The organism is Fodinibius roseus (assembly GCF_900129315.1).
Lineage (GTDB): Bacteria > Bacteroidota > Rhodothermia > Balneolales > Balneolaceae > Fodinibius > Fodinibius roseus.
On the sequence record NZ_FQUS01000057.1, the window covers coordinates 1 to 2,094 of the forward strand.

3 protein-coding genes are annotated in these 2,094 nt (G+C 31.9%); all 3 read left to right on the top strand.

Annotation, left to right across the window (positions count from 1 at the left end):
• Positions 1–142 precede the first annotated feature (142 nt).
• The 3 genes from BUB16_RS20960 (at position 143) to BUB16_RS20970 (ending at position 2,059) form a co-directional block, all read left to right on the top strand.
• Positions 143–394 (top strand): hypothetical protein, encoded by a 252-nt coding sequence (locus BUB16_RS20960; RefSeq protein WP_073068791.1) that lies wholly within the window; start codon positions 143–145, stop codon positions 392–394.
• A gap of 63 nt (positions 395–457) precedes the next feature.
• A complete protein-coding gene (locus BUB16_RS20965) occupies positions 458–1,546 on the top strand; it encodes a BF3164 family lipoprotein (protein ID WP_084088495.1) in 1,089 nt (362 codons plus the stop codon).
• A gap of 15 nt (positions 1,547–1,561) precedes the next feature.
• A complete protein-coding gene (locus BUB16_RS20970) occupies positions 1,562–2,059 on the top strand; it encodes a hypothetical protein (RefSeq protein WP_073068795.1) in 498 nt (165 codons plus the stop codon).
• The last annotated feature ends 35 nt before the right edge of the window (positions 2,060–2,094 follow it).

Here is a 2,094-nt window from a genome sequence, read left to right on the forward strand (position 1 = left end):
AATTCCGTTTTAATCATCGAAATAAAAACTTATATAACGTCTTGCTGCAAAGGCTCAGAGAAGACCCTCTCTAAGTCGTTTGCTTCATAAGACCCATAATAATTATGTCGTTATATTTTATAACTCAAAAATATATAATGTTATGAAAGTCATCAAATATATTGCAGGCATAATTTTGTTATTGGTTTTGGTAATGATAAATTTTCAAATAGGTTCAAGCACCGATAACATTAAGGTGCTGGGAGTTGAAATTGGATTACCTGCCCAATCAGCTGAGGCAATGGTCCAAGTGGATTGTAAGCATGAACTTGGCGGAGTATGTGATATGCCATACGATTGGGAGATCAATGAATGTAATACTACAGGGGGAAATGCTTATCCCTGTGAATGTTAATTAAAATATTAATAGCTCAGGGTTATTGAACTCGAAATAGCTCTGGGCTAATTTTTATTTTCAATGATATACAAGTCAGTAATTTATTTGTTTTTTATTTTAGTATTTTTATTAAGCTGTAACTCAAAAGTAAATTATGATATAGAAGAAAGTAAAATAAAACAATTTCAGAGTATAGCTCCTACTAAAATTGAGGGGGTTCGCTTAAGCTCTTCAGATTCTTTAGGAATAGCTAATAAAATTGAATTGATCAGCTTAAGTGAAAGTAATGATATTTACGGAGTTATATCAGATATAACTAATGTTCCTCCACTTCATTTAATAAATATTACAGAAGATAAATATTTGGCAGGTATAGGTCGAGAAGGACGCGGCCCTGGAGAGTTTTTAGCCCCAGGCTCAATATTCGCGTTCGAAAGAGACAGTGTGTTAGTTTTAGATAATGAAAACATAAGACTAACTAAAATAAATCTGACTAATGAGAAGCATCTCAAAAATCTTAAAAATGCAAAACCTGGAATAATAAATTTAGAATTTGAAGGATTACCTATGGAAGTATTCCCGATAAAAAGAGACAGCTACGCTGCTATAGGACTAATTCGTACTGGTGGGAGAGAAAATATTGCTATTTTAGATAGTACAGGTTCACAAAGTAAACTGGCAGGAGAAATTCCCAATTTTGATGCTGATATACCACCAAGTGTTCACCAATTAGCTTGGCGCTCGACTGCAACTTCTAACAAGAACGGCAGTAGATTTGCAGTTGGATACTATAATGTGGATATCCTGAATATTTATAACGACAGAGGAGAACTATTAGAAACTACCAGAGGGCCCAAGCAAGATGAATTGGATTATGCAACTAAAAATAAACGTCTTTCTTTGAGCGATGATACGATTAGAGCATATATAGATTTAGCCTCTACGGACAAAAGAATTTATGCATTGTATTCTGGAAAAAAAATAACTGAGAAGAAGAATAATTTGGGTAAATATGTATTAGTCTTTGATTGGGATGGAAATTTTATAAAATCATTTGAGCTGGATCGTTATGCTTTCAGTATTAGTGTTGATGACAAGAAAGGAATGCTATATAGCATTATTCCAGAATCGTTAGAGCCCGGTATTTATGAATATAATATAAGCTCTTAGGATTAATGGACACTCATGTTTAAAAAAAAAGTATTTTTTTATTCTATCATCGGGCTATTAATATTATTGAATTTTTATCTGATGAAAAGCGTAAGAGATCGACAAGTAAAAATAAATGGTATGGAGTGGGCAGCTCAAAAAAAGATCTATTTTGGAAATAAAGATTTAAAATTAAAGAATAAAAATCTTCTTAAAGATATCAATGGAATAACACTTCTTATCCTTTTTACTCGATATGGGTGCTCAAGTTGTATTAGAAACGAAGTGGATAATATTAATAAGTATTTCAAGAACCTCAAAAAGAATACAAAGATCTATTATATAGGGTCAGAGAAAAGTCAACAATTTGAATATTATCGAAGAAGATTTCCTATTGAAGCAATAGAGATTGATAGAAATTTATTTAATGGTTATGTAAAGGTGAGTAATCCAGTAGCTATATTAATAGATCCCAAGGAGGCTTTGAAAAACCTTTTGTTGTTCTTTGATTTATTTTTTGTGGCTGAATGTTGAACTGATGCTTTTATAATCGTCAACATTTTGACCGA